This window comes from Phycicoccus ginsengisoli (assembly GCF_054779295.1).
Genome location: NZ_BAAGYN010000007.1, coordinates 128,528 through 151,687, shown reverse-complemented (window position 1 = coordinate 151,687; position 23,160 = coordinate 128,528). Strand labels below are relative to the sequence as shown.

Here is a 23,160-nt window from a genome sequence, read left to right as displayed (position 1 = left end):
GGAGGAGAATGCGTCCCATGGCGATGACCAGCGACGACGTACCGGGCCGAGCCGAGGAGCACCACACGTGGGGCGGTCTCACGATGTGGCGGGCTCCGGTCTCCGCGATGGACAACAACGCCTACCTCCTGCGCTGCTCGAGCACCGGCCAGATGCTGCTCGTCGACGCCGCCGACGAGGCCGAGCGGCTGCTCCGGCTCGTGGCGCAGGCGGGCGGGGACCTGCGCACCGTCGTGACCACCCACCAGCACTGGGACCACCACCGGGCCCTCGCCGCGGTCGTGGCTGCGACCGGCGCGTCCACCGCGTGCGGCGCCGACGACGCCGGGGGTATGCCGGTGCGCCAGGACCGGATGCTGTCCCAGGGCGACGTCGTCCGCGTCGGTGACGTGGAGCTGGAGGTGGTGCACCTGCGGGGGCACACCCCGGGGTCGGTCGCCCTGGCCTACCGCGACCCGCAGGGGCCCACTCAGCTCCTCACCGGTGACTCGCTCTTCCCCGGCGGCGTCGGCAACACGAAGAACCCCGGCCAGAGCTTCGACTCGCTCATCGAGGACGTCACCACCCGCGTGTTCGACGTCTACGACGACGACACGGTGGTCTGGCCGGGCCACGGCCCGAGCACCACGCTCGGGGCCGAGCGGCCGCACCTGCCGGAGTGGCGCGCCCGGGGCTGGTGACCGCCGGCAGGCTCACTAGAGTCGCCGGTTGTGACGCCCCGCCAGCCACCCGCATCCCCGCTGCTGCTGGTGCTGGCGGCGATCGCGTCGGTCCAGCTCGGGGGTGCCCTGGCGGCCACGCTCGTGCCCCGGATCGGGGCGGGCGGCTCGGTCACCCTGCGGCTGCTGTTCGCTGCCGCGATCCTCGGGGTGCTGGCCCGGCCGAGGCTGAGGGGACACTCCCGGCGCGCCTGGCGCGTGGTGCTCGGGTTCGGCCTGGCCCTCGGCCTGATGAACCTGGCCTTCTACGCCTCGCTGGCGCACCTGCCGATCGGCGTCGCGGTGACCGTCGAGTTCCTGGGCCCCCTCACCCTCGCCACCGTCCTGTCCAGGCGAGCACGCGACCTCGCCGCCGTCGGCGCCGCGGCCGTCGGGGTGGTCCTCATCTCCGAGGCCCTCGACACGCCGTGGCAGCAGCTCGAGTGGACGGGGCTGGGACTGGCCGCCGTCGCGGGTGCCTGCTGGGCGGCCTACATCGTCGCGAGCCGGCACGCCGGCCGCGAGTTCGTCGGGCTCGAGGGCCTCGCCCTGGCCATGGCGGTGGCCCTGCTCGTGGGACTGCCGTTCGGCGCCGCGTCGGTGCCGCAGTGGACCGGTGAGGCGGTGCTCAAGGGCCTGGGCATCGCCGTGCTGTCCTCGGTCCTGCCGTACTCCCTCGAGTTGGCCGCCCTGCGGCACCTGAGCCCTCGGACCTTCGGGATCCTGCTCAGCCTCGAACCCGCTGCCGCTGCCCTGGCCGGGCTCCTCGTCCTGGACCAGCGGCTGCACCCCGGCCAGCTCGCCGGCATGGCCCTCGTCGTGCTGGCCAGCGCCCTGGTGATGGGCTCCGCCGGCCAGCCGCGCGACCCGGCCGCCTCAGGGGGCTGAGCGCTCGACCTCGCGGTCCCGGTCGTCGCGCCGCGTCTTCCACAGGCTCGCGACGGTGGTCACGCCGAGGATGACGACGATGGCGCCGAGCGACACCGAGATGGGGATGTCCGGGGCTGCCTCCACGTGCCGGCCGCCGTTGATGAACGGCAGCTCGTTCTCGTGCAGGGCGTGCAGCACCAGCTTGACGCCGATGAACGCGAGCAGCACGGCCAGGCCCAGGCTGAGGTAGACGAGCTTCTTGAGCAGGCCGCCGATGAGGAAGTAGAGCTGCCGCAGGCCCATCAGGGCGAACAGGTTGGCGGTGAGGACGAGGTACGGCTCCTTGGTGAGGCCGTAGATTGCCGGGATGGAGTCGAGGGCGAAGAGCAGGTCGGTCGTGCCCAGCGCCACGATGACGATGAACATGGGGGTGGCGAGCTTCTTGCCGTCGACCTTGGTGAAGAGCTTCGGCCCGTCGTACTCCTTGGTGGCGGGGAAGCGCCGCTCCACCCAGCGCATGAAGCCGTTCTCCTCGTACTCCTCGTCGTCGTCGGCGTTCTCCCTGGCGAGCTTGACCGCGGTGTAGATGAGGAAAGCGCCGAAGATGTAGAAGACCCAGGAGAACTGGTTGATGGCGGCCGCGCCGACGGCGATGAAGATGCCGCGCAGGACGATGGCGATGACGATTCCGACGAGCAGGGCGGTCTGCTGCAGCTTCTCGGGCACGGCGAACCGCGCCATGATCAGCAGGAAGATGAAGAGGTTGTCGACCGACAGCGAGTACTCGGTGAGCCAGCCCGCGTAGTACTCGGTCATGAACTTCGCGCCGGCCTGGTCGTGGGTGAACCACCACACGCCGAGGCCGAAGACCAGGGCCGCGCCCACGTAGACGGCCAGCGCGAGGCTGACCTCCTTCGTGGTCGGCACGTGCGGCCGGCGGGCCACCACGAAGATGTCGAAGAGCAGCACCGCCGCCATCAGGCCGATGGTGAGGTACCAGACCCAGGGGGCGACCTCCATCTGCGTGGTGGTGGTCGCTGCGAGTGTGGTCACGGTCAAGGGTCCTCCGGTCACGACGAGGTGGCCGGAGGTCTCTCCCGCCCCGTGAGGTGCGGACCGGAGCCCCGGGCCGTTGGCCGTGATGACGAGGACACCGCGATGGGGATACTCCCCTCCGAATGGTGCGACCAGTCTCCCAGACCACGGGGGCGGCCCCAAATCGAGTCCACTCCGCGGCGGGACCTACTTGGTCGCCTCCGACATCTGGCGCAGCTCCTTCTTGAGGTCACCGATCTCGTCGCGCAGCCGCGCCGCGAGCTCGAAGTGCAGGTCGGCGGCCGCCTGGTGCATCTGGGTCGACAGCTCCTGGATGAGGTTGGCCAGGTCGTTGGCCGGCAGCCCGCGCAACCGGTCGGCGGCGACCCCGGCGTCGGCCTGGACGGTGCCGCGGCCACCCCGCTGCCCGGACTTGCCGCGGGACTGGCTGCGGCCGGACCCGATGAGGGCCTCGGTGTCGGCGTCCTCGCGCTGGATCAGGTCGGTGATGTCGGCGATCTTCTTGCGCAGCGGCTGGGGGTCGACGCCGGCCGCCGTGTTGTAGGCGATCTGCTTCTCGCGCCGGCGCTGGGTCTCCTCGATCGCCTCCTGCATGGAGGGGGTGACCGAGTCGGCGTACATGTGCACCTGGCCGGAGACGTTGCGGGCCGCGCGACCGATCGTCTGGATGAGCGACCGGGCCGAGCGCAGGAAGCCCTCCTTGTCGGCGTCGAGGATGCTCACGAGCGAGACCTCGGGCAGGTCGAGTCCCTCGCGGAGCAGGTTGATGCCGACCAGGACGTCGTACTCGCCCATCCGCAGCTCGCGCAGCAGCTCGACCCGGCGGAGCGTGTCGACCTCGCTGTGGAGGTACCGGACCCGCACGCCCTTGTCGAGGAGGTAGTCGGTGAGGTCCTCGGCCATCTTCTTGGTCAGGGTGGTGACGAGGACGCGCTCGTTCTTCTTCGTGCGCTCGCCGATCTCGTGCAGCAGGTCGTCGATCTGGCCCTTGGTCGGCTTGAGGATGACCTCGGGGTCGATGAGCCCGGTCGGCCGGATGATCTGCTCGACCACTCCCGTCGCCTGGGCCAGCTCGTAGGGGCCGGGGGTGGCGGAGAGGTAGACGGTCTGGCCGATCCGGTCGAGGAACTCCTCCCACTTCAGCGGGCGGTTGTCCATCGCCGACGGCAGCCGGAAGCCGTGGTCGACGAGCATGCGCTTGCGCGACATGTCGCCCTCGTACATCGCGCCGATCTGCGGCACGGTGACGTGCGACTCGTCGATGACGAGCAGGAAGTCCTCGGGGAAGTAGTCGAGCAGCGTGTTGGGCGCGGTGCCCCGGGCCCGGCCGTCGATGTGCATCGAGTAGTTCTCGATGCCCGAGCACGACCCGACCTGGCGCATCATCTCGATGTCGTACGTGGTGCGCATGCGCAGGCGCTGGGCCTCGAGCAGCTTGTTCTGCTTCTCCAGCTCGGCCAGGCGGTCGGCCAGCTCGAGCTCGATGCCCCGGATCGCCCGCTCCATCCGCTCGGGGCCGGCGACGTAGTGCGTGGCGGGGAAGACGTACATCTCCTCCTCCTCGCGCATCACCTCGCCGCTGATCGGGTGGAGCGTGTAGATCCGCTCGATCTCGTCGCCGAAGAACTCGATGCGCACCGCGAGCTCTTCGTACACGGGGATGATCTCTACCGTGTCGCCCCGCACCCGGAACGTCCCGCGGGTGAACGCGAGGTCGTTACGGGTGTACTGCATCTGCACGAACCGCCGCAGCAGGTCGTCGCGGTCGACCTGCTGCCCGACCTTGAGCCGGGCCATCCGGTCGACGTACTCCTGCGGGGTGCCGAGGCCGTAGATGCAGGACACCGAGGCGACCACGACGACGTCGCGGCGGGTCAGCAGCGAGTTGGTGGCGCTGTGCCGCAGCCGCTCGACCTCGTCGTTGATCGAGGAGTCCTTCTCGATGTAGGTGTCCGTCTGCGGGATGTACGCCTCGGGCTGGTAGTAGTCGTAGTACGAGACGAAGTACTCGACCGCGTTGTGCGGCAGCAGCTCGCGGAACTCGTTGGCGAGCTGGGCGGCCAGTGTCTTGTTCGGCGCCATCACCAGGGTGGGGCGCTGCACCTGCTCGATCAGCCAGGCCGTCGTCGCGGACTTGCCCGTACCCGTGGCGCCGAGCAGGACGGTGTCCTTCTCCCCCGCCCTGATCCGCCGGGAGAGGTCGGCGATGGCGGCGGGCTGGTCACCGGCGGGCTGGAACTCGGAGACGACCTCGAACGGGGCCACCGTGCGCTGCAGGTCGGTCGTGGGACGCATGGATCCACCGTATGCCGTGCCACCGACACCGCACCCCGCGCACCTGCGTGGGCGGTCTTGTCCCACCCCCGCGCTAGCGTGTGCCCGCCCCGCTCCCCGAAACCCGGAGGTCCTCCGTGCCCGCCCCGGCGACGACGCCACCGCTCACCCGCCGCGGCATACCGGTCGACCCGCGCCTGCGCGTGCTCGCCCTCGGCACCTTCGTCAACCGGGCCGGGGCCGGGGCGACCCTGACCACCTTCGCCCTGTACTTCACCCGGGAGGTGGGTCTGTCGGCCGCCCAGGTCGGCGTGGCCCTGTCCGTCGCGGCAGTCGTCGGCATGGTGGCGCAGGTCCCGCTCGGCCACCTCGGCGACGTCCGCGGCCCGCGCGAGGTCATGTCCCTGCTCACGGCAGCGTTCGGCGCCGTGGGGCTCCTCTTCCTCGTGGTGCGCGACTTCTGGGCGCTCACGGCGGTCCTGGCCGTCGTCACCGCGCTGCAGAACGGCGGGGGCGCCGTGCGCAACGGCTACATCGGCCGCATCGCCGTCGGGGGTTCGGGCGTCGCCTTCAAGGCCTACCTGCGGGCGGTCACCAACCTGGCGATCTCGCTCGGCGCAGCGCTGGGCGGCATCGCGCTGTGGATCGACCGGCCGTGGGCCTACCTGGCCGTCTTCGCCGTCGACGGCGTCACCGGCATCGTCGCGGGCCTGGTCAGCCTGCGCCTCCCCCACCTCGCGCCGGCGCCCGCGCGGCAGGTGGGCGAGCCGCGGCTCGCGGTGCTGCGGGACACGCCGTACGTCGTCGTGACCCTGCTGACGGGCGTGGTGGCGATGCACTTCGTGGTGATGGAGGTCGGCATCCCGCTGTGGATCAGCCAGCACACCAGGGCCCCCACCGCGATGGTCGCCGCCCTGCTCGTCCTCAACACCGTGGCCGTGACGCTGTTCCAGGTGCGCATGACGCGAGGGGTCGACGGCGTGGCCGAGTCGGCTCGGGCCATGGTCCACGGCGCCGTCTGGATCGCCGCGGGCTTCGCCGTCATCGCCACCTCGGGCTGGCTGGGTCCGGCCGGGGCCGCGGCGGTCCTCGTCGTCGGGGCGGCAGTGCACGTCGTGGGCGAGATGCGCTCCAGCGGTGGCCAGTGGGGGGTGCAGATGGGCCTGGCGCCGCAGGAGCGACAGGGCCAGTACCAGGGCTTCGCCGGCCTCGGGTTCTCGCTCTCCAACGTCGTGGCGCCCACCCTGATCACTTTGCTGTGCATCGAGTGGGGCTGGCCGGGCTGGCTGGTCCTGGCCGCCCTCGTCCTCGGCGCCGCCCTCGCCCTGCGCCCCGCCACCGCCTGGGCGCAGCGGACCCGGGAGCGCTACGGCGCCCTGTCCGCCACGGGCTGAGACGTCCCTGCGACGCCTGCCCCCCGGGCGTTGACTGCCGGGATGGACGTGGCGACCGTCGGCACCGCCCGCCGCTGGGCCATGCTGGCGGCCAGCACGGCGGCGCAGGCCGCCGGGGCCGTGGCCCTGCACGGGCCGGCCTTCCTCATCCCCGTCCTGCACCGGCGAGGTGGGCTGTCGCTGCCCGCGGCCGGTCTCGTCGCAGCCGCGCCGACCATCGGGGTGATGCTCTCCCTCGTCGCCTGGGGCCTGCTCGTGGACCGGCGGGGCGAGCGGCTCGCGCTGCTGTCCGGGCTGGCCGCGGCGGGCGCCTGCTCGCTGGCGGCCGCCTGGGGGTCGGGCGTCGGCTGGTGGGCGGCGTGGCTGGTGCTCGCCGGCGCGGCGGCGGGTGCCGCCAACGCGGCGAGCGGTCGCGTGGTGGTCGGCTGGTTCCCGGTGCGCCGACGCGGCCTCGCGATGGGCATCCGGCAGATGGCCCAGCCCCTCGGCGTGGGCGTCGCCGCCGTCACGATGGCGCCCCTGGCGGACGCCCACGGTGTCCGGTCGGCGCTCCTCGTGCCCGCTGCCGCGGCCCTCCTCGCCCTCGTCGCGGTGGCCGCCGTGGTCCTCGACCCGCCCCGTCCCGCCCGGACGGTGGAGCACACCGCGAGCCCCTACCGCGGTGACCGCACCCTCGCCCGGGTCCACGGTGTCTCGATGCTGCTCGTGGTGCCGCAGTTCCTCGTCTGGACGTTCGGCCTGGCCTGGCTCGTCGACGACCGGGGCTGGTCGGCGGAGTCGGCGGGCGTCCTCGTCGCGGCGACGCAGGTGGCGGGCGCTCTCGGGCGCATCGCGGCGGGCGCCTGGTCCGACCGGGTCGGCAGCAGGATGCGGCCGCTGCGCTGGGTCGCCGTCTCCGTCGTCGTGACCATGCTCGCCCTGGGCGCCACGGCTGCCGCCGGCTGGGCCGTGGCCGCGTTCCTCCTCCTGGTGGCGTCGACCGTGACCGTGGCCGACAACGGGCTGGCCTTCACCGCCGTGGCCGAGCGGGCCGGGCCCTTCTGGTCCGGGCGCGCGCTCGGCATCCAGAACACCGGCCAGTTCCTGGCCGCCTCCCTCGTGCCACCCCTCGCCGGAGCCCTGGTGGAGCAGCTCGGGTATGCCGCCGCCTTCGCCGGTGCGGCTGCGTTCGCCGCCGTCGCACTCCCCCTCGTCCCGGTGCGCTCCGAGGCGCCGCTCCCGGGCGCCGGGGTCAGTCGCGCCCCGGCCGCCAACCGGTGAGCCGCACCCAGTCCTCCACCCGGGCGTGCACGGCGTCGAACCAGGGCTCCTTGGCCTCGGCGTAGGCGTCCACGCCCACCCCGGTGGCCGCGAGCCGGCGCTTCTCGGCGGCATACTCCTCGCGCGCCGAGGGGTCGGACCGCAGCCAGTCGCGGAAGGCCAGCGCCCAGCGCCACCCGGGGCTGCCGACCTCGCGGACGTGGACGTGGGCGGGACGCCCGGGGTCGGCGCCCGCGTGGAAGCGCTTCTCCCAGACCGCCCCGTCCTTGGCGTTGTCGAAGGCCACGGGCCCGGTGCGGGGGAAGCCGGAGTCCTGCAGCCGCCGGACGAGGGCGGGGTCGTCGGCGGCCCCCAGCGAGGCGACACCCACCTGCAGGTCGATGACGTCCTTGGCCATCAGCCCGGGGACGGCGGTGCTGCCGACGTGGTCGGCCGTGACGAGGGTGTCGCCGAACGCGAGCCGGATCCTTTCCAGGAGCCGCTCGGCCTGCGCCGGCCAGGTCGGGTCGGACGGCAGGAGGCGCAGCTCGTCGGACCGGGCCGCGCGGACCCCCGTCCGCACGTTGCGCTCGAACGGGACCAGACGGTCGTGCCAGAGCCGGTCGACGGCGCCCTCGAGCTGCGCCTCGCTCCCGCCGTTGTCCAGCCACACGTCCGCCGCGGCGTGGCGTTCGGCCCCCGAAGCCTGGGCCGCGATTCGGCGCCGGGCGTCCTCGACGTCCATGCCCCGGGCGCTCACGAGCCGGTCGAACCGCACCTCCTCGTCGGCGTCGACGACCACGACGAGGTGGTAGCCGGGGCCCATGTGCTTCTCGACGAGGAGGGGGACGTCGTGCACGACCACGGCATCGGCGGGGGCCGCTGCGAGCAGCTCGCCGGTGCGGCGCGCGATCAGCGGGTGGGTGATCCCCTCGAGGTCGCGGCGCGCCCCGGGGTCGGCGAAGACCACGGCTCCGAGTGCGGCACGGTCCAGCCCGCCGTCCGCGGCCAGGACCCGGTCACCGAACCGCCCCACGACGAGGGCCAGTCCCTCGCTCCCGGGCGCCACGACCTCGCGCGCCAGCACGTCTGCGTCGATGACGGTCGCCCCGAGCTCCGAAAGCCTCTGCGCGACAGTCGATTTGCCGGACCCGATGCCCCCGGTGAGGCCTACGCGCAGCATGCGCCGACCCTATCGTCCGGGCGCCACCGGCCCGGGTCACGACGGGGCCGGGCGGTAGGCCGCGTAGTCGAGCCGCGTCACCGGGCGGTCCACCAGCCTGCCGGTGCCGTCCGGCGTCGACAGCTCGCGCTCTCCCTGCACCAGCTGCACGCTGCTGGCGAGGGTGTCGGCGGTCACCGTGAAGACCAGCTGCGCCATCGCGAGCTCCTGCTCCCGGACGGACACGCGGGCGAAGCCCTTGGGGACGGACACCCGCGCGACCGCGTCCACGAGCCGCCCGGACAGCGGCGATCCCGTCGCAGGGAGGGCACTGCGCAGCCCGGCCGCCAGCTCGCCGGCCGAGAGCGGCTTCGCGAGACCGGCGAGGGCCGGCTCGAGCCCCGCTCCGGGAGCGACGGTGCGGCTCACGCGGGCAAGCCGGTCCCCACGCACGAGGTAGACCTGCACCGTCAGGGGTACCCCGGGGCCGCTCGAGGGACTGGGGCTGCCGACGGTCGGTGCCTGCACCGGTACGGGACTGCCCTGCGCGCCGACGGTGCACCCGCCCAGGACCAGCGCCACCAGCGCGACGAGCGCCGCCGAGGCCACCGTGCGGGACGCGAGCCGGTCCCGCCTAGCGGTGCGCGAGCGGGAGGTCGACGACAAGCCGGGCACCCCCCTCCGGTCGCTCCTCGACCCGGACCTGTCCGTCGTGGACGCCGACGTGCCGGGCCACGATGGCCAGGCCCAGGCCCACCCCCGTCGGGGAGTCGGTGCGGCCGCGCGCGAACCGTTCGAAGACACGGTCCCGCAGGTCCTCCGGGATGCCGGGGCCCGCGTCGTCGACCGCGACCCGCACCCCACCGTCGGCGAGCCCGACCCGGACGCCGGTGCAGCCGCCGCCGTGGGTCTCGGCGTTGCCGACGAGGTTGGCGACGACGCGTTCGAGGCGGCGTTTGTCGACGGTCATCGTCACGGCCTCGGCGGCGGGCTCGACCGTCGTCAGGGGGCGGCCCGCGGTCGCGTCGGCGGCCCGGCGGACGAGGTCACCGATCCGGGCGGGCTCCAGCACCACCTGGTCCCCCGCGTCGTGGCGGGAGATCTCCAGGAGGTCGACCACGAGGTGGCGGAAGCGTTCGAGCTCGGCGGCCAGCAGGTCCACCGGCTCGCGCACCTCCTCCGGCAGCTGGTCGTGGCGGCGGGAGATGACCTGCATCGAGTTGAGCATCGTCGTGAGGGGGCCGCGCAGCTCGTGGCTCACGTCGACGGCGAACCGGGCGTCGGCGACCACGTGCCGCTCGAGCGCCGCCACGGTCCGGTTGAAGGTCGCGGCGAGCTCGGCGAGGTCGGGGTCACCCGCCGCCTCGAGCCGCGTGTCGAGCCGACCCGCGGCGACCTGGGCGGCTGCCGAGTTGAGGGCGGTCAGCGGCCGCAGGGCGAGCGTGCTCGCGGCCCGGCCCAGACCGAGGCCGAGCAGGGCGGTGACCACGGCGGCCCCCGTCAGCCCGATCGACAGGGTGCGGGCCGCACGCGCCACCTCGGCGAGGGGGTAGACCTCGACGTAGGCGTCACCGCGGGCACGCATGGGCAGGGCCACCGCGAGGTACAGCCTGCCGTCGACCGTGACCCGCTGGGTGGCCTCCTGCCCGCTCCCGACGAGGGCCACGAGCGCGCCGGGGAGGCTCGAGGGCCCGATGGCCGGCTTGGTGCCGAACCACTCCCCACCCACCCGGGCCAGCTCCGCCACGGCGTCGGACCCGGTCAGGCCGTCGAGCACCCCGGGGACGTCGCTGGACCCGGCGTCCAGCGCGCCCTGGACCTCCGCCCGGTCGACCGCCGTCTCCGCCAGGGCGGTGCGCGTCGTCTGGTGGAGGACCGACTGGGTCACCAGGGTCCAGGCGAGCACGGCGAGCAGCGCGCAGAGCCCGAGGGCGAGCGCACCGAAGGCGAGGGTGACCCGGTTGCGCAGGCCGACGAGCACACCCTCACCCCGCCACCCGGTAGCCGAGGCCTCGGGCCGTGACGACGTGGCGCGGCGAGGCGGGGTCCCGCTCGACCTTGGTGCGCAGCCGCCGGATGTGCACGTCGACGATGCGGCTGTCGCCGAAGTACCCGTAGCCCCACACCCGCTCGAGCAGCTCCTCGCGGCTGAGGACGCGGCCGCCGGCGACCACGAGCTCTGCCAGCAGTCGGAACTCGGTGCGGGTCAGCGAGACCGGGTGGCCGGCCAGCTCGACCACGCCATCGTCCAGCCCGACCGACAGGTCCCCCAGCCGCACGCAGCGGGGATGGCTGTCCACCGCCGGCTCCACCCGGCGCAGCAGCGCCCGGATGCGCGCGGACAGCTCCTTGGCCACGAGCGGCTTCGTGACGTAGTCGTCCGCGCCGGCCTCGAGCCCGGCGACGACGTCGTGGCTGTCGGTGCGGGCCGTCACCATGATCACCGGCACCGTGCTGCGCCGCCGGATCTCGCGGCACACGGAGAACCCGTCCCGGCCGGGGAGCATCAGGTCGAGCAGGACGACGTCGGGCTCGACGGCCGGCAGGTCCGCCAGGCCCTGCTCCCCGTCGGGGGACTCGGACACGTGGTAGCCCTCGTCCTCCAGGGCCAGCCGCAGCACCCGCCGGACCCGGGGATCGTCCTCGACCAGCAGGACCCGCCGTGTCACGATCCGAGTCTCACGCCGCCGGCTGGGAGTTGGCTGGGAGCCGCAACACCGACCGAGCCGCTGTCCTTCACCGATCGAGCTGCCGTCCTCCACCGGCGGAGCCGCCGTCATGGAACCGACATGTCCGGCCCCGGGTGTGACGGTCCCGTTGCGGTCCCGTGACGGTTCGACCCGACCGACCCGCCGTGCCCGACCGGCGTGCCTACGGTCGCAGCGACCTCGTCGGTCCCACCGTGCCGGCGGGCGACCCCCTCGGAAGGAGACGTGATGACTCCCACGAAACCCCGGGCCGCGGCGCTGGCCACCATCGCCACCGTCAGCCTGGGCCTCACCGCCTGCGCCAGCAGCACCGGCGGCAGCGGCAGCACCGGCAGCTCGACCTCGGGTGGCACCGCCGTGAAGGGCGGCACCCTCAACCTGCTCGGCTCCGGCGACGTCGACTACATGGACCCCAACATCAGCTACTACTCCATCGGGTACCTCGGCCTGCGCCCGTGGAGCCGTCAGCTCTTCACCTACCCGGCAGTCACGGGGCAGACCACCAAGGCCGTCCCGGACATCGCCACCACGCTCCCCAGCGACGGCAACGGCATCAGCGCGGACGGGAAGACGTACACGATCAAGCTGCGGCAGGGCGTCAAGTGGGACACCTCGCCCGCCCGCCAGGTGACCGCCCAGGACGTGGTCCGAGGCGTCAAGCGCACGTGCAACCCCACCCAGCCGTTCGGCGGCCTGCCGGACTACGAGTCGCTCATCGTCGGGATGCAGTCGTTCTGCGACGGCTTCGCCAAGGCCGGCAAGACGGCCAAGGCGATCGCCGACTACCTGGAGAAGACCGACCTGCCCGGTGTGAAGGCCACCGACGCCGAGACCGTGGTCTTCACCCTCACCCAGCCCGCGAGCTACTTCGTCGACATGCTGACGCTGCCGGCCTTCTCGCCGGCCCCGGTCGAGTACGACGCGTACCTGCCGGCCAGCTCCGAGCTCGCCCAGCACACCATCAGCGACGGGCCGTACAAGATCCAGTCCTACCAGCCGACCAAGAACATCACGTTCGTGCGCAACCCCGCCTGGGACGCCGCGAGCGACCCCGTCCGCAAGGCCTACGTGGACAAGATCGTCGTCAACGAGACCGTGACCCAGGACTCGACCCAGCAGCAGCTGCAGACCGGCTCGCCCAGCGCGGACATGGAGTTCGACAACTTCCCGCCCGCCTCGCAGCTGCCCGGCCTGATCTCGAAGAAGGACCCGAACCTCAACCTCGGCCCCTCCGCCTCCTCGAACCCGTACATCGTCTTCAACATGGCCTCGCCCAACAACGGCGGCGCCCTGGCGAAGGTGCAGGTCCGGCAGGCGATCTCCTACGCGATCAACCGCAGCAACATCATCCAGGTGCTGGGCGGCCCGACGATCGACCCGCCGCTGACCCACGTCCTGCCCTCAGACATCGTCGGCGGGGAGAACAACTTCGACCTGTACCCCTACGACCAGGCGAAGGCCAAGCAGATGCTGGCCGCAGCCGGGTACGCGAACGGGCTCACCCTGAAGATGCTCTACCGCAACGCCTCCGAGGCCAGCAGCAAGACGTTCCAGACGGTCCAGCAGGACCTGTCCAAGATCGGCATCAAGGTCGTCGGCGTCGCCTCCCCGAACGCCGACTTCTACACCAAGTACCTCCAGGTGCCCTCCGTCGCCCACCGCGGCGTCTGGGACCTCGCGGTCGCCGGGTGGGGTGCCGACTGGTACGGCAACGCGGCCCTGTCGTTCTTCAAGCCGCTGTTCTACGGCAAGGCGGCCTTCCCGCCCGTCGGCAGCAACTTCGGCCTCTACGACAGCAGCAGGACCAACTCGCTGACCGAGCAGGCGGCCTCGGCGAAGACCGAGTCCGAGGCAGCGACCGCCTGGGCGGCTGCGGACAAGCAGGTCATGCAGGACGCCCCGTTCTACCCGATCACCAACCCGACCCAGCCGAACTACCACGCCTCGCAGGTGCACAACACCGTCTACGTCCCCGCGATCCAGAACTTCGACCCGACGAACGTCTGGCTCAGCGCCGACAAGCAGGGCGGCTGAGGCGGCGACCCGGGCGCCCGCCCACGGACGCCCGGACCCGCGCCCGGGCCGGCGACAGTCCTCCAGCCGGTCCGGGCGCCGACCACGACGGGAGGGCGACACCGCCCTCGGTGAAGGCAGGAACCCCATGGCACTGCTCGAGGTCCGCGACCTGCGCGTCTCCTTCGCCACCCCTGACGGGGTGGTGGAGGCGGTGCGCGGGCTGTCCTTCGACGTGGAGCGGGGCGCCACGCTCGCCATCGTCGGCGAGTCCGGCTCCGGCAAGAGCGTGGCCACCCAGACCATCACCGGGCTCACCCGTGGCGCCCGCGTCACCGGGTCCGCGCGGTTCGACGGCACCGAGCTCATCGGGGCCGACACCGAGGTGCTGCGCCGGATCCGCGGCGCCCGCATCGGCATGATCTTCCAGGACCCCTTGTCCAGCCTCCACCCGTACTACACGGTCGGCTGGCAGGTCGTCGAGATGATCCGCGCCCACCGCGACACCCCGCGCGCCGACGCGTACCGGCGCGCAGCCGAGCTGCTCTCCCTCGTCGGGATCCCGCACGCGGACAGGCGGATCCACGACTACCCCCACCAGTTCTCCGGCGGCATGCGCCAGCGGGTGATGATCGCGATGGCCATGGCGCTCGACCCCGAGCTGCTCATCGCCGACGAGCCCACGACGGCCCTCGACGTCACGGTGCAGGCCCAGGTGCTGGAGGTGATGGCGCGGCTCCAGCAGGACTTCGGCACGGCCATCATCATCATCACCCACGACCTCGGCGTGGTCGCCGAGATGTCCGACGAGGTCGTGGTCATGTATGCCGGCGCCGCCATGGAGCGCGCCCCGCGCCGCACGCTGTTCTACCACTGCCACCACCCCTACACCGAGGGCCTGCTCGCCTCCCTCCCGAGCCAGGGCGGCGCGGGCCAGCGCCTCACCCCGATCGCCGGGGCGCCCCCCTCGCTCATCGGGCTCCCCCCGGGGTGCCCGTTCGCGCCGCGCTGCCGGTACGTCTTCGAGCGTTGCCGGACCACCGCTCCCCCGTTCGACGTCGTGCGGGACGACCCCACCCACCGGTCGGCCTGCTGGCTGCCCGACGACCCGGCCCAGGAGGTGGCGTCGTGACCGACGTCCTGCTGCGGGCCGAGGGCGTGACCAAGGCGTTCCCCGTCCGCTCCACCGCATTACGCCGCAGCACCGAGGTGGTGCACGCCGTGGACGACGTGAGCCTCGAGGTGCGTCGCGGCGAGACGCTCGGACTGGTGGGCGAGACGGGGTGCGGGAAGTCGACGCTGGCCCGCTGCATCGCGCGGCTGCACGACCTGACGGCCGGCACGATCTGGTTCGACGGCACCGACATCAGCACCCTGGGGCGGCGCGAGATGCGGCCGCTGCGGCGAGACATCCAGGTCGTCTTCCAGGACCCGTACGGGTCGCTCAACCCGCGCCGACGGGTCGGGTCGATCATCGGTGACCCGTTCGTCATCCACGACATCGGGACGGCCGGTGAGCGCAAGGCCACCGTGCAGCAGCTCATGGAGCGGGTCGGCCTCAACCCCGAGCACTACAACCGGTTCCCGGCCGAGTTCTCCGGGGGCCAGCGCCAGCGCATCGGCGTGGCCCGGGCGCTGGCGCTGCGGCCCAAGCTGCTCATCTGCGACGAGCCGGTGTCGGCCCTCGACGTCTCGATCCAGGCCCAGATGATCAACCTGCTGCTCGACCTGCAGGACGAGTTCGGGCTGACCTACCTCTTCATCTCCCACGACCTGTCGGTGGTGCGGCACGTCAGCGACCGGATCGCGGTCATGTACCTCGGCAAGGTCGTGGAGGTCGCCCCGTCGGCGGAGCTGTTCGCCCAGCCCCGCCACCCGTACACCCGGGCGCTGCTGTCGGCCCTCCCTGTCCCCGACCCGGACCTCGCCGACAGCCGGGCACGCATCGTCCTGGCCGGTGACCTGCCGAGCCCGACGAACCCGCCCTCAGGGTGCCGCTTCCACACGCGCTGTCCCAAGGCACGGGCCGACTGCACGGCCACCGACCCCGACCTCGTCCCGGTGCTCGACGACTCCCCGGAGCACCGGACGGCCTGCCTGCACCCGCTCGCCACCGGCGAGGACCTCTCCCTGGCCACGCCGCAGGTGCACGACACCGAGATCGGTGCGGCCGCGGCGGGTGCGGCCGTGGTGAACGTGGACGGAGGGCGCCCGGACGGCGACGGCACCGGGCCCGACCGCACCTCCGGAAACGACCGCGCCCCCGGGGGCGAGCCGCAGGAGGAGCCGGCATGACCAACATCCTCGACGTCGAGCCGCTGGCCGAACCGACCGGCCAGGGCGTCCCCGCCATCGAGGGCCGCAGCCCGTGGCTGCTCGCCTGGCAGCGGCTGCGCCGCGACCGCGTCGCCATGGTCTCCCTGGTGGTGATCGTCCTCATCCTGCTCATGGCGGTCCTCGCGCCCTGGGTCGCCTCGCTGACCGGGCACCCCGTCGACGCGCAGTACCGCCAGACCGGCCTGACCCCCGAGGGGCTGCCGAAGCCCCCCAACGGGCAGTTCCTGCTCGGCACCGACGACCTGGGCCGCGACATCCTGGTCCGGATCGCCTACGGGGCGCGGATCTCATTGCTCGTCGGGGTCGTGTCGACCGCCCTCACCGTGGCGATCGGGGTGGTCGTGGGCCTGGCCGCCGGCTTCCTCGGGGGGATCGTCGACACCGTGCTGGCCCGCCTCGTCGACGTGGTCCTGTCGGTGCCGTTCCTGCTCGTCGCCATCGCGCTGGTCTCGATCACCGGGCCGAGCCTGACCGTCACGGTCCTGGTCATCGGCTTCTTCAGCTGGGCCTCGGTGGCCCGCATCGTGCGGGGCCAGGTGCTCTCGCTGCGGGAGCGGGAGTTCGTCGAGGCGGCGCGGTCGCTGGGGTCCAGCGACACCCGGATCATGTTCGTCGACATCCTGCCGAACGTGCTCGCGCCCGTGATCGTGTACGCGTCGCTGCTCGTCCCCGTGGTCATCGTGGTCGAGGCGACCCTGTCGTTCCTCGGTCTCGGCCTCCCCCCGCCCACCGCGGACTGGGGCGGCATGATCAGCGAGGCGCAGAACTACTACACGACCGCCTGGTGGTTCGTGGTCTTCCCCGGGGCCGCGCTCGTGGTCACGACCCTGGCCTTCAACCTGTTCGGCGACGGGGTCCGGGACGCGTTCGACCCGCGCAGCGACCGCGCGCTCGCCGCCAAGGAGGGGTGAGATGGTCCGCTTCCTCGTGCGCCGCACCGCCCTCGGGGTGCTCGTCCTCTGGCTCATCACCGTCGCGGTCTTCGGGCTGTTCTTCGTCGCCCCCAACAACGTGGCCCGCACCCTCGCGGGCCGGCAGGCGACCCCCGACGTGGTGGCCCTGATCCAGCACCGCCTCGGGCTCGACCAGCCGCTGTGGAAGCAGTACCTGTCCTTCGTCGGCAACGCCGTGCGCGGCAACCTCGGGTACGACTACTACCACCAGGTCCCCGTCACGACGATCATGGCGGACGCCCTGCCGATCACGATCTCCCTCGTCATCGGTGCCGCGGTGCTGTGGCTCGGCCTCGGCGTCTTCAACGGCGTAGTCTCGGCCGTCCGCCCCCGGTCGTTCACCGACCGGGCGCTCACCGCCTTCAGCCTGGTCTTCTACTCGATGCCGACGTTCCTGCTCGGACTGCTGCTGCTGTACTTCCTCTACTTCCGGCTGACCCTCGCCGGCCACGCGACCTTCCCGGCCGGCGGCTACGCCCCCTTCACCGGTGGCGTCACGACCTGGCTCCAGCACATGGCGCTGCCCTGGGTCACCCTCGCGCTCGTGTCCGCGGCGACGTACACGCGGCTGACCCGGGCGTCGATGCTCGACGTGCTCGGCGAGGACTACATCCGCACGGCCCGCTCCAAGGGAGTGCCCGAGCGCCGGGTCGTGGTGCGGCACGGGCTGCGCGCCGCGCTGACGCCGGTCGTCACCCAGTTCGGCATCGACGTCGGCACCCTCCTGGGCGGGGTCGTCGTCACCGAGACCGTGTTCAGCCTCCCCGGGCTGGGCAAGACCGCGATCGACGCCATCAACCAGCAGGACCTGCCGGTCATCATCGGGATCGTCCTCTTCGCGTCGGCGGCCGTGGTCGTGGCCAACATCGTGGTCGACCTCGCGTATGCCGTGCTGGACCCCCGGGTGCGCCTGCACTGAGGCGCCGGCCGGGCCCGCGCGAGCGGGTCAGTCGCCGGCGAGGCGGGCGGGGAAGCCGCCCGTGGCGATCGGCCCCCAGCGCGTCGGGGTGATGCGCAGGATCGACTTGCCCTGGTCGACCATCGCCTGCCGGTACTCGTCCCAGTCGGGGTGCTCGCCGGAGATGTTGCGGAAGTACTCCACCAGCGGCTCCACCGAGTCCGGGACGTCGAGCACCTCGCAGTCGCCGTCGACCTGCACCCAGGCGCCGCCGAAGTCGTCGGACAGCACGAGGACGCTGACCTGGGGACGCTGGCGCGCGTTGGCCGTCTTGGCCCGCTCGGGGTAGGTCGAGATGACGATCCGGCCGCTGTCGTCCACACCACCGGTGACCGGGGACGCCTGCGGGCGACCGTCCGAGCGCTCGGTCATGAGCAGCATGTGGTGACGCGGGCGGACGAACTCCAGCAGCCCGTCGAGGTCGACCTTGGTGTTCGTGGCGATGGTGCGCGGCATGCCGCCATCCAAACACGTCAGCCCACGGACGCACCCGGCGGCGCCGGGCGACGGGACACGACGAGGTGCCACCACACCATCACCACCGCGGACACGAGGCCGAAGGCGCTGATGCCCCGCACCACGGCGACGTACAGCAGCATCAGGGAGCCCTGCGTGGCTGCGGCGACCCAGGCCACGAAGCCGACCGCCACCAGCAGCGGCAGGCCCACGGCGAGGACGCTGACGACGCGGGCCTCGCGGGCACTCACCCGGCGGTGCGCCGGGTTGACCGCAGGCACCTCGGAGAGCACGCGGCGGCACCACCACGCCACGACGAGCAGCCCCACGACGCTGCTCGCGTACTGCGTGACGCCGTACACGGGCCACCCGCCGGGGACGGTGCGTTCCAGCAGCTGCGGCCAGCGGTGCACGGCCCAGCCGTCCGCGTGGGTGAAGGAGTCCCACAGCAGGTGGGTCAGGCCGCCGAGCAGGACGCCCGGCACCGACCACAGCCACTCCCGCTGGTCCAGCGGGCGCGGCACCGGCACCCGCTCCCGGATGCGGCGTGGCGCGAGGTCGCGCAGCACCGGGGCCGCGGCGACCCGCCACAGCCCCGACAGGACGAGTCCGAGCAGGAGGTCCAGGGTGACCAGGCCGAGCAGCGAGTGGGACACCGCCCGGTAGTCCCCGAGCGGGACGAAGTACAGGACGTCGGGGACCATCGAGCCGACGACGAGGGCGCACGGGACCACCCAGCGCGGCCGTTCCCGGCCCACGACGGGAAGGACGGCTGCCACGTGGGCCGGCGTGAACGGCATACCCACGAACCTATCCCGGGACGGCACGAGGCCCGGCCCCCTCGCGGGGACCGGGCCTCGTGGTGTCGACCGTCGGCGCACCGGGGTGCGCCCAGGGGTCAGTTGCCGGTGAGCTTCTCGCGCAGTGCGGCCAGCGCCTCGTCGGAGGCGAGGGTGCCCTCGGAGGCCGGAGCCGACGAGGACCCCGAGTCCGAGCTGCTGCTGCTGCCACCGGAGGAGTAGGACGTCGACGTCCCAGCGCCCGAGGCGGCCTCGGCGTCGTCCTTGGCGGCCTGCTCGACCTGGGCCTTGTGGGCCTCCCAGCGGGCGTGGGCCTCGGCGTACTGCTTCTCCCACTTCTCGCGCTGGGTCTCGTAGCCCTCGAGCCACTCGTTGGTCTCGGGGTCGAAGCCCTCGGGGTACTTGTAGTTCCCCTGCTCGTCGTACTCGGCGGCCATGCCGTACAGCGTCGGGTCGAACTCGGACACCGGCGCGCTCTCGTCGTTCGCCTGCTTCAGCGACAGCGAGATGCGGCGACGCTCGAGGTCGATGTCGATGACCTTGACGAAGATGTCGGCCCCGACCTGGACGACCTGCTCCGGCAGCTCCACGTGGCGCTCGGCCAGCTCGGAGATGTGGACCAGGCCCTCGATACCGTCGTCGACGCGCACGAACGCACCGAACGGGACGAGCTTGGTGACCTTGCCCGGGACGACCTGGCCGATCGCGTGGGTCCGGGCGAAGTGCTGCCACGGGTCCTCCTGCGTCGCCTTGAGCGACAGGGAGACACGCTCGCGGTCCATGTCGACGTCGAGGACCTCGACGGTGACCTCCTGGCCCACCTCGACGACCTCGGACGGGTGGTCGATGTGCTTCCAGGACAGCTCGGAGACGTGGACGAGGCCGTCGACCCCGCCGAGGTCCACGAACGCACCGAAGTTGACGATCGAGGACACGACGCCGGAGCGGACCTGCCCCTTCTGGAGCTCCTTGAGGAAGGTCGTGCGGACCTCCGACTGGGTCTGCTCGAGCCAGGCACGGCGCGACAGGACCACGTTGTTGCGGTTCTTGTCGAGCTCGATGATCTTGGCCTCGATCTCCTTGCCGACGTACGGCTGGAGGTCGCGGACGCGACGCATCTCGACGAGCGACGCGGGAAGGAAGCCGCGCAGGCCGATGTCGAGGATGAGGCCACCCTTGACGACCTCGATGACGGTGCCGGTGACGACGCCGTCCTCCTCCTTGATCTTCTCGATCGTGCCCCAGGCCCGCTCGTACTGAGCGCGCTTCTTGGACAGGATCAGGCGGCCTTCCTTGTCCTCCTTCTGGAGGACCAGGGCCTCGACCTCGTCGCCGACGGAGACGACCTCGGACGGGTCGACGTCGTGCTTGATGGACAGCTCGCGCGAGGGGATGACGCCCTCGGTCTTGTACCCGATGTCGAGCAGGACCTCGTCGCGGTCGACCTTGACGATGACTCCCTCGACGATGTCGCCGTCGTTGAAGTCCTTGATGGTCGCGTCGATAGCGGCAAGGAGGTCTTCCTCAGAGCCAATGTCGTTGATGGCGATCTGAGGGGCGGTCTTCTCGACCGTGCTGGCAGTCATGTAGTAGGAACTCCGATGATGGGCAGGAAATAGAAGGTGTGGATGTGCGACCCGCGGATCGTCCCGCACCCTGGGGCACGGACACGACGAAGCGAGCACACGGAGGTGCTGCTCCACCTTACCGGCGGCGTCCGTCGGGGGTCAAAAGCGCGGAGGGTATGCCGTTGAGCGAGTTTGCGCAGGTCAGCCGCCGGGTCGCGGGGGCGGACGAGACCGCCGCCGCGAACCGGTCCTGGTGGGACGCCGAGGCCGGCGAGTACTACGCCGAGCACGGGGCCTTCCTCGGGGACTCCGAGTTCGTCTGGGGGCCCGAGGGGTGGCGCGAGTCCGAGCTGGGGCTGCTCGGCCCGCTCGAGGGCCGACGGGTGCTGGAGGTCGGGGCCGGCGCCGGCCAGTGCTCGCGATGGGTGGCCGGGCGCGGGGCCTCGGTCGTCGCGACGGACCTCTCCGGCGGGATGCTGCGCCAGGGCGTCGCGCTCAACCGCAGGGCCGCTGCCCCCGCCCAGCCGGTCCCGCTGCTGCAGTGCGACGCCGTCGCGCTGCCGTTCGGCGAGGGCAGCTTCGACGTCGTGTTCACGGCCTACGGCGCCGTCCCGTTCGTCGCCGACTCGGCCGCGCTGATGCGCGAGGCGGCCCGGGTGCTGCGCCCCGGCGGCCGCTTCGTCTTCTCCACCACGCACCCGTTCCGCTGGGCGTTCCCGGACGACCCGACCGAGCACGGGCTGACCCTGACGCAGTCGTACTTCGACTGCACGCCGTACGTCGAGGCCGACTCCGACGGCGAGGCGACCTACGTCGAGCACCACCGCACGCTGGGTGACCGGGTGCGCGAGCTGGTGGCCGCGGGCCTGGTCCTCGTCGACCTCGTGGAGCCGGAGTGGCCGGAGCGCAACACCCAGACGTGGGGCGGCTGGTCGCCCACCCGCGGACGGCTGTTCCCGGGCACGGCGATCTTCGTCTGCGTCCGGGGCTGAGGGGTTCGTCGCATCTGCGCTGATTACGCGTGAAACGCGCTCAACCTGCAGTTTTGTCCCCCCGGCCCTAGCGTGGTCGCGGTTGCCGCGGAGCCCCCGACCCCGAGGGAGCGCGCGCCGCCGCTCACTCGAGGAGGAGGAGAACCGTGGCGTCAGACGTCGAGACAGGACGCATCACCACCGACATCCCGGCCCGGATGGACCGGCTGCCCTGGGCCCGCTGGCACTGGCTGGTCGTGATCGGCCTGGGCACCGTCTGGATCCTGGACGGCATCGAGGTCACCATCGTCGGGTCCATGTCCGACGCGCTGAAGCCGGAGAGCACCGGCCTGGGCCTCAGCAGCTCCGACATCGGCCTGGCTGGCGCCGTCTACGTCGCGGGAGCCTGTCTCGGTGCCCTGCTGTTCGGGCAGCTGACCGACCGGTTCGGCCGCAAGAAGCTCTTCCTGCTCACCCTGGGGATCTACACCATCGCCACCGTGGCGACGGCGTTCGCCCCGAGCCCACTGTGGTACTTCGCCGCCCGGTTCGTCACCGGCATGGGCATCGGTGGCGAGTACGCCGCGATCAACTCCGCGATCGACGAGCTCATCCCCAAGGACTACCGCGGGCGCGTCGACGTCGCCATCAACGGCTCGTTTTGGGTCGGCGCGGCGCTCGGCTCGCTGCTCACGATCCCGCTGCTCGACCCCAAGGTCGTCGACCCGGCGATCGGGTGGCGCCTGGCGTTCGGCATCGGCGCCGTCCTCGCGATCGGCATCCTGTTCGTGCGACGCAACGTCCCCGAGAGCCCGCGCTGGCTGTTCATCCACGGCCGCGACGAGGAGGGCGAGCAGATCGTCAAGGACATCGAGCGCACGGTCTCGGAGGAGACCGGCGGCTCGCTGCCCGAGCCCACCGAGGAGCCGATCACCATCCGGCAGCGCCGGACGATCTCGATCCCGGAGATCGCCAGGACGGTGTTCACGCTGTACCCCAAGCGGACGATCCTGTGCTTCTCACTGTTCGTCGGCCAGGCGTTCCTCTACAACGCCTTCTTCTTCACCTACGGCGACACCCTCACCACGTTCTTCGGGGTCAAGCAGACCGGCTGGTACCTCGCGGTCTTCGCGGTCAGCAACTTCATGGGTGCGCTGCTGCTCAGCCCGCTGTTCGACAAGATCGGCCGGGTCCGCATGATCACCGGCACCTACATCGTGTCGGGCGTGCTGCTCGGCATCGCGGGCATGATGCTCGGCGGCCTCAACGCGATGACGCTGACGGCCTTCGGCGTCGTGACGTTCTTCTTCGCCTCGGCCGGCGCCAGCGCGGCCTACCTCACGGCCAGCGAGGTCTTCCCGCTGGAGACCCGGGCCCTGTGCATCGCGTTCTTCTACGCCATCGGCACCGCGGTCGGCGGCATCAGCGGCCCGCTCCTCTTCGGCAAGCTGATCGACGACGCGTCGAAGTCCAAGGACATCACCGGGCTGGCGTTCGGCTACTTCCTCGGGGCTGCCCTGATGATCGTCGCCGGGCTCGTGGAGGCCTTCCTCGGTGTCAAGGCCGAGGGGCAGTCGCTGGAGAGCATCGCCCAGCCGCTGACCGCCGAGGACGCGGGCGGCTCCGACGGGGCACGCGAGGGCAGCGGGCGCGCGGTGCCGGGCGCCTCCCCCGCCTGAGGCCAGGCCACAGGCACGTAGCGC

At 72.1% G+C, this 23,160-nt stretch carries 20 protein-coding genes; 11 read left to right on the top strand and 9 right to left on the bottom strand.

Annotated features, from left to right (window positions below):
* Positions 1 to 17 precede the first annotated feature (17 nt).
* Positions 18 to 680, top strand: coding sequence for an MBL fold metallo-hydrolase (locus tag ACYVDO_RS13550; protein ID WP_460936713.1), 663 nt, complete (start codon positions 18 to 20; stop codon positions 678 to 680).
* Between the two features lie 30 nt (positions 681 to 710).
* Positions 711 to 1,586, top strand: a complete 876-nt coding sequence (locus tag ACYVDO_RS13545; protein WP_460936711.1) for an EamA family transporter — start codon at positions 711 to 713, stop codon at positions 1,584 to 1,586.
* Here ACYVDO_RS13545 and ACYVDO_RS13540 read toward each other — a convergent pair.
* Positions 1,575 to 2,588, bottom strand: a complete 1,014-nt coding sequence (locus tag ACYVDO_RS13540; protein ID WP_460936867.1) for a TerC family protein — start codon at positions 2,586 to 2,588, stop codon at positions 1,575 to 1,577. The genes ACYVDO_RS13545 and ACYVDO_RS13540 overlap by 12 nt on opposite strands.
* 222 nt (positions 2,589 to 2,810) lie before the next feature.
* Positions 2,811 to 4,919, bottom strand: coding sequence for an excinuclease ABC subunit UvrB (gene uvrB, locus ACYVDO_RS13535; protein WP_460936709.1), 2,109 nt, complete (start codon positions 4,917 to 4,919; stop codon positions 2,811 to 2,813).
* 116 nt (positions 4,920 to 5,035) lie between these two features.
* Between uvrB and ACYVDO_RS13530 the strand changes: the two genes are divergently transcribed.
* Both ACYVDO_RS13530 and ACYVDO_RS13525 read left to right on the top strand, forming a co-directional pair.
* Positions 5,036 to 6,292 carry an MFS transporter gene (locus ACYVDO_RS13530; protein WP_460936707.1) on the top strand — a complete coding sequence of 419 codons (1,257 nt, stop codon included), beginning with the start codon at positions 5,036 to 5,038 and terminating at the stop codon, positions 6,290 to 6,292.
* 42 nt (positions 6,293 to 6,334) lie between these two features.
* Entirely contained in the window at positions 6,335 to 7,552 is a 1,218-nt protein-coding gene (locus ACYVDO_RS13525; RefSeq protein ID WP_460936705.1) for an MFS transporter, read from the top strand.
* Here the strand turns inward: ACYVDO_RS13525 and coaE are convergent.
* From coaE to ACYVDO_RS13505, 4 genes are read right to left on the bottom strand one after another with little or no spacing between them, the layout of a single operon-like run.
* Complete coding sequence (gene coaE, locus ACYVDO_RS13520; RefSeq protein WP_460936703.1) at positions 7,524 to 8,714, bottom strand: dephospho-CoA kinase; 1,191 nt, start codon at positions 8,712 to 8,714, stop codon at positions 7,524 to 7,526. The two genes, ACYVDO_RS13525 and coaE, sit on opposite strands and share 29 nt — an antisense overlap.
* Before the next feature lie 36 nt (positions 8,715 to 8,750).
* Positions 8,751 to 9,302: a hypothetical protein gene (locus tag ACYVDO_RS13515; protein WP_460936701.1), complete on the bottom strand. Its 552-nt coding sequence runs from the start codon at positions 9,300 to 9,302 to the stop codon at positions 8,751 to 8,753.
* A 25-nt stretch (positions 9,303 to 9,327) separates the two neighbouring features.
* Positions 9,328 to 10,674 (bottom strand): HAMP domain-containing sensor histidine kinase, encoded by a 1,347-nt coding sequence (locus tag ACYVDO_RS13510; RefSeq protein WP_460936699.1) that lies wholly within the window; start codon positions 10,672 to 10,674, stop codon positions 9,328 to 9,330.
* A 4-nt stretch (positions 10,675 to 10,678) separates the two neighbouring features.
* Complete coding sequence (locus ACYVDO_RS13505; protein ID WP_460936697.1) at positions 10,679 to 11,362, bottom strand: response regulator; 684 nt, start codon at positions 11,360 to 11,362, stop codon at positions 10,679 to 10,681.
* Positions 11,363 to 11,629: 267 nt separating this feature from the next.
* Between ACYVDO_RS13505 and ACYVDO_RS13500 the strand changes: the two genes are divergently transcribed.
* The 5 genes from ACYVDO_RS13500 (at position 11,630) to ACYVDO_RS13480 (ending at position 17,623) form a co-directional block, all read left to right on the top strand.
* Positions 11,630 to 13,435, top strand: coding sequence for an ABC transporter substrate-binding protein (locus ACYVDO_RS13500; RefSeq protein WP_460936695.1), 1,806 nt, complete (start codon positions 11,630 to 11,632; stop codon positions 13,433 to 13,435).
* A gap of 127 nt (positions 13,436 to 13,562) precedes the next feature.
* A complete protein-coding gene (locus tag ACYVDO_RS13495; RefSeq protein ID WP_460936693.1) occupies positions 13,563 to 14,546 on the top strand; it encodes an ABC transporter ATP-binding protein in 984 nt (327 codons plus the stop codon).
* Complete coding sequence (locus tag ACYVDO_RS13490) at positions 14,543 to 15,709, top strand: ABC transporter ATP-binding protein (RefSeq protein WP_460936691.1); 1,167 nt, start codon at positions 14,543 to 14,545, stop codon at positions 15,707 to 15,709. The genes ACYVDO_RS13495 and ACYVDO_RS13490 overlap by 4 nt, the downstream gene beginning before the upstream one ends.
* Positions 15,706 to 16,662 carry an ABC transporter permease gene (locus ACYVDO_RS13485; protein ID WP_460936689.1) on the top strand — a complete coding sequence of 319 codons (957 nt, stop codon included), beginning with the start codon at positions 15,706 to 15,708 and terminating at the stop codon, positions 16,660 to 16,662. The genes ACYVDO_RS13490 and ACYVDO_RS13485 overlap by 4 nt, the downstream gene beginning before the upstream one ends.
* 1 nt (position 16,663) lies before the next feature.
* A complete protein-coding gene (locus ACYVDO_RS13480; RefSeq protein ID WP_460936687.1) occupies positions 16,664 to 17,623 on the top strand; it encodes an ABC transporter permease in 960 nt (319 codons plus the stop codon).
* A gap of 27 nt (positions 17,624 to 17,650) precedes the next feature.
* Here the strand turns inward: ACYVDO_RS13480 and ACYVDO_RS13475 are convergent, their stop codons facing one another.
* The 3 genes from ACYVDO_RS13475 to rpsA all read right to left on the bottom strand — a co-directional run bounded on the left by ACYVDO_RS13475 (position 17,651) and on the right by rpsA (position 20,504).
* A complete protein-coding gene (locus ACYVDO_RS13475; RefSeq protein ID WP_460936685.1) occupies positions 17,651 to 18,118 on the bottom strand; it encodes a PPOX class F420-dependent oxidoreductase in 468 nt (155 codons plus the stop codon).
* 17 nt (positions 18,119 to 18,135) lie between these two features.
* Complete coding sequence (locus ACYVDO_RS13470) at positions 18,136 to 18,918, bottom strand: DUF4184 family protein (protein WP_460936683.1); 783 nt, start codon at positions 18,916 to 18,918, stop codon at positions 18,136 to 18,138.
* A 98-nt stretch (positions 18,919 to 19,016) separates the two neighbouring features.
* Positions 19,017 to 20,504 carry a 30S ribosomal protein S1 gene (gene rpsA, locus ACYVDO_RS13465; protein ID WP_460936681.1) on the bottom strand — a complete coding sequence of 496 codons (1,488 nt, stop codon included), beginning with the start codon at positions 20,502 to 20,504 and terminating at the stop codon, positions 19,017 to 19,019.
* A 158-nt stretch (positions 20,505 to 20,662) separates the two neighbouring features.
* On the opposite strand from rpsA, the gene ACYVDO_RS13460 reads away from it, so the two are divergent.
* The gene (locus ACYVDO_RS13460; RefSeq protein ID WP_460936679.1) at positions 20,663 to 21,478 is read left to right on the top strand and encodes a class I SAM-dependent methyltransferase; all 816 of its coding nucleotides are present in this window, start codon (positions 20,663 to 20,665) and stop codon (positions 21,476 to 21,478) included.
* 146 nt (positions 21,479 to 21,624) lie between these two features.
* Complete coding sequence (locus tag ACYVDO_RS13455) at positions 21,625 to 23,136, top strand: MFS transporter (RefSeq protein ID WP_460936677.1); 1,512 nt, start codon at positions 21,625 to 21,627, stop codon at positions 23,134 to 23,136.
* Positions 23,137 to 23,160 lie beyond the last annotated feature (24 nt).